We start from the raw sequence: 3,113 nt of genomic DNA on the forward strand, positions 1-3,113 counted from the left end.
CCCGACGGCGTCTTCCTGTCCTGCCTGGGCGGCGCGGACGGCGCGGACGGGCCCGGCGGCGTGGCGCTGCTGGACCACGAGAGCTTCGAGGTACTGCGCGGCTGGGAGTGCGAGCGCGGGCCGCAGCATCTCGCCTACGACGTCTGGTGGCACCTGGCCCAGAACATCGCCGTGACCAGCGAGTGGGGAACCCCTTCCATGATCGAGGACGGTCTCGTCCCCGACCTGCTGCTGGGGCGCCGTTACGGCCACTGCCTGCACTTCTGGGAACTCGGCACCGGCCGGCACCTGCAGAAGGTCGACCTGGGCGACGCCCACCAGATGGTGCTGGAGCTGCGTCCCGCGCACGACCCCGAGGCCACCTGGGGGTTCACCAACACCGTGGTCGACGTCGAGGACCTGTCGGCCTCGGTGTGGCGGTGGCACCGCGACGGCGAGGACTTCCACGTCACCAAGGTGATCACCCTCCCGGCCGAGCCAGCCCCGGCCGAGGACCTGCCCCCGGCGCTCAAGCCGTTCGGCGCCGTGCCCCCGCTGATCACCGACATCGACCTCTCGGTGGACGACCGGTGGCTGTACGTCTCTGCGTGGGGCACCGGTGACCTCATCCAGTACGACGTGAGCGACCCGCGGCAACCCAGGCGGACCGCGGCCGTGCGGCTCGGCGGCATCACCGCCCGCCGGCCGCACCCCGCAGCGCCCGACGTGCCGCTGACGGGCGGGGCCCAGATGGTCGAGGTCAGCCGCGACGGGCGGCGCGTCTACGTGACGAACTCCCTGTACGCCACCTGGGACGAGCAGTTCTATCCCGCGGGCATCGAACCGTGGATGGTCAAGCTGGACGCCGATACCTCACGCGGCGGGCTGTCGGTGGACGGCCGCTTCTTCCCCCACGGCGAGGACTTCGCCGGCCTGCGCGTGCACCAGACACGCCTGCAGGGCGGCGACGCCTCCTCCGACTCCTACTGCTACCGCCGCTGACCCCCGGGCCGGTGACTACGTCCGGGCCGGCGCCGGTGCGTCAGGGCGCCACCCGCGCGGCCCGTCGCCTGAAGATGTCGTCGCCGGGCGGTGCAGCGACTCTTGCGAGAAGTGCAGATCGCCGACGAGGGGGTGCCTGTAGTGCATTGTCCCGTGGCCGTGGCGCAGCGTGCGGTAGTCGTTCCACCATGTGCTCAGGGTGTCTCCCGGTGGTCGGCCGGAGCCGGGCTCAGCGGTCGCGGGTGGTCAGTCGTATCGACAGGTCCCAGGCCCTGTGGGCGCTGTCGGGGTCGACGGCCTGGGCGGCGACCCCGCGGCGTACCCCGGGGGTGTGCGGTCCGGCTTCCTGGCACTCCGCGCCTGGATCAGGCCTGCGCCATCAGCTCGGCCGGTTCGGCGCCGGTGGGCCTCCGGGGAGTCGACCTCGACGGCTGTCATCCACTCCTCTCGCTTTGGTGAGCGCCTCAGCACCAGCCCGCCACACGAACGGGGCAGCAGCAGACGGTGATTGAGCCGGTCTGCCCGTCCATGGTCCCAAGGATCGGCCGGCCTGATGGTCAGTGCCGTCCAGCTGAAGTCCGCGGCGATGAGGGTGAGCGGGAGGAGTGGCACGGCGAGAACCGGGCGGAGGCAGCCGTGGTCGTCGTCCACGGGAGAAGGGCTGGTCATCGGCGCGGCGCGCTCCTTGCGTCGGCCAGGTTGTGCATCAACCTCGCCCGTGGGCTTGGGCGTCGGTGGCCCGTGAGTACGTGGCCCAGCTGAAGACCGCGAGCGCGTTCGCCCGTGTGCCCTTCGAGGAAATCGCCCCGGGCTGAGCGCCGATCTCCTGCCCGAGGATACCGGTCACCAGGTCCAGTGGTAGCCCGTTGCCCAGAGCATCTGGTTTGCCTTTCGTGAGGGCTGGACCCCAACGGCTCGTGCCCCCCGTTCCGCCTGGAGATCGCGTGGTCGCGCACACAGCCGATCAGCGGGCACGCAGCGCATCGCCCCCCACTTGCGGCATATGGGTGATCGGCGTTGACTGGAATTACCTTGATGACCAGCGAGAGTCGGATGTGATGTCCGCCGTCCGCTCTTCAGCGAGTCGTCGTCAACTCTCCCGCATTGCGCTAGTCGTGCCTGGTGCCGAGCGGCAAGACCAGGTGGACGTGTTCTACGACCACGGAATGCTCCTGCTGGTACCCGCCATCGGAGGTTCGCAATGACACACGTCTCGTTTGCCCGTAGTCCACTACCCAGGGTCATGGCCCTGCTCATCACGGCCGCCGTGACGCTTTCCCTCTCGGTCGCGTTCACGCTCGTCTCAGCCAATCAGGCAGCCGCTTGCCTCACCACAAGTAAGCTTCCAGGCACGTGGTATTCGAGCAATGACAGGCTGAGCCGCGTCGACGTAACGGTTTCGGAAAGCTGCGGTCTCTACGTCAGGGCCTATTCCACGTGCGACCACGACTCGACCAGGGATTGCCCCTGGGACAACGGCCGGACGAAGAAGCTGACCCCCAGCAAGTACGTCCCGGGCGCCCGGTACGCCTGGTACACGTGGAACAACGCGAGCGAGCAGCTGCGCCTGAATCGGGATTCGAACTACTTGTCAGTTCAGGATCACATTGAATGGAACTCCGGCAAGGTGGAAAACTTCACGGTACGCATGTCCAGGTGATCGCCGACAGCGCTGCCATGCGCCACCGCGCGATTCGCCGGATGCTGTGGCTTCTGCGCCCCGGATTTGCCCCTCGCGGTGTGGACCTGTCGCGTATGGAGGGGGTGACGAGAGCCGAACTCGCGCTCTCGGCTTGGGCTTGCGGCCGTGCCGGTGTCCTTGTGTCACATCCGCGGCGGTGACCGGAAGGCCCGGTCGGGTGTGGGCTGGGTGCGGTGATACCCGACGCGGTCGCACAGCGCGTCGATGGCCCGCTGGCAGTTGGTGTGGTCCCACCGGGTCGAGCGGGACAGATAGGTCAGGTTTGGTGGCAGCGGGACCGTGGCGTGGACGGTCTGCGTGTGCGGACGGCCCCACCGCTGAATGCCTGCCGGTCCAGGAGACTGTCGGTCGCCACATCGGCGATCAGCACGTCCCTCGGCGAGGTCGGGAAGGCACTCGGTAGGAACGCTCACCGGTTCCTCGGTCTCTG

Annotated in this window: 3 protein-coding genes; 2 read left to right on the plus strand and 1 reads right to left on the minus strand. The window is 68.6% G+C overall.

Annotation, left to right across the window (positions count from 1 at the left end):
* On the plus strand, positions 1–981 hold a 981-nt coding region (locus C3492_RS43735), incomplete at its 5' end, for a selenium-binding protein SBP56-related protein (RefSeq protein WP_103818103.1).
* A 15-nt stretch (positions 982–996) separates the two neighbouring features.
* Here C3492_RS43735 and C3492_RS47135 read toward each other — a convergent pair.
* Positions 997–1,179 (minus strand): hypothetical protein, encoded by a 183-nt coding sequence (locus C3492_RS47135; RefSeq protein ID WP_374938439.1) that lies wholly within the window; start codon positions 1,177–1,179, stop codon positions 997–999.
* A 1,045-nt stretch (positions 1,180–2,224) separates the two neighbouring features.
* Here C3492_RS47135 and C3492_RS43750 point away from each other — a divergent pair.
* Positions 2,225–2,641, plus strand: a complete 417-nt coding sequence (locus C3492_RS43750; RefSeq protein ID WP_103818105.1) for a hypothetical protein — start codon at positions 2,225–2,227, stop codon at positions 2,639–2,641.
* Positions 2,642–3,113: the final 472 nt, after the last annotated feature.

This window comes from Streptomyces sp. Ru62, assembly GCF_002920615.1.
Classification (GTDB): Bacteria; Actinomycetota; Actinomycetes; order Streptomycetales; family Streptomycetaceae; genus Streptomyces.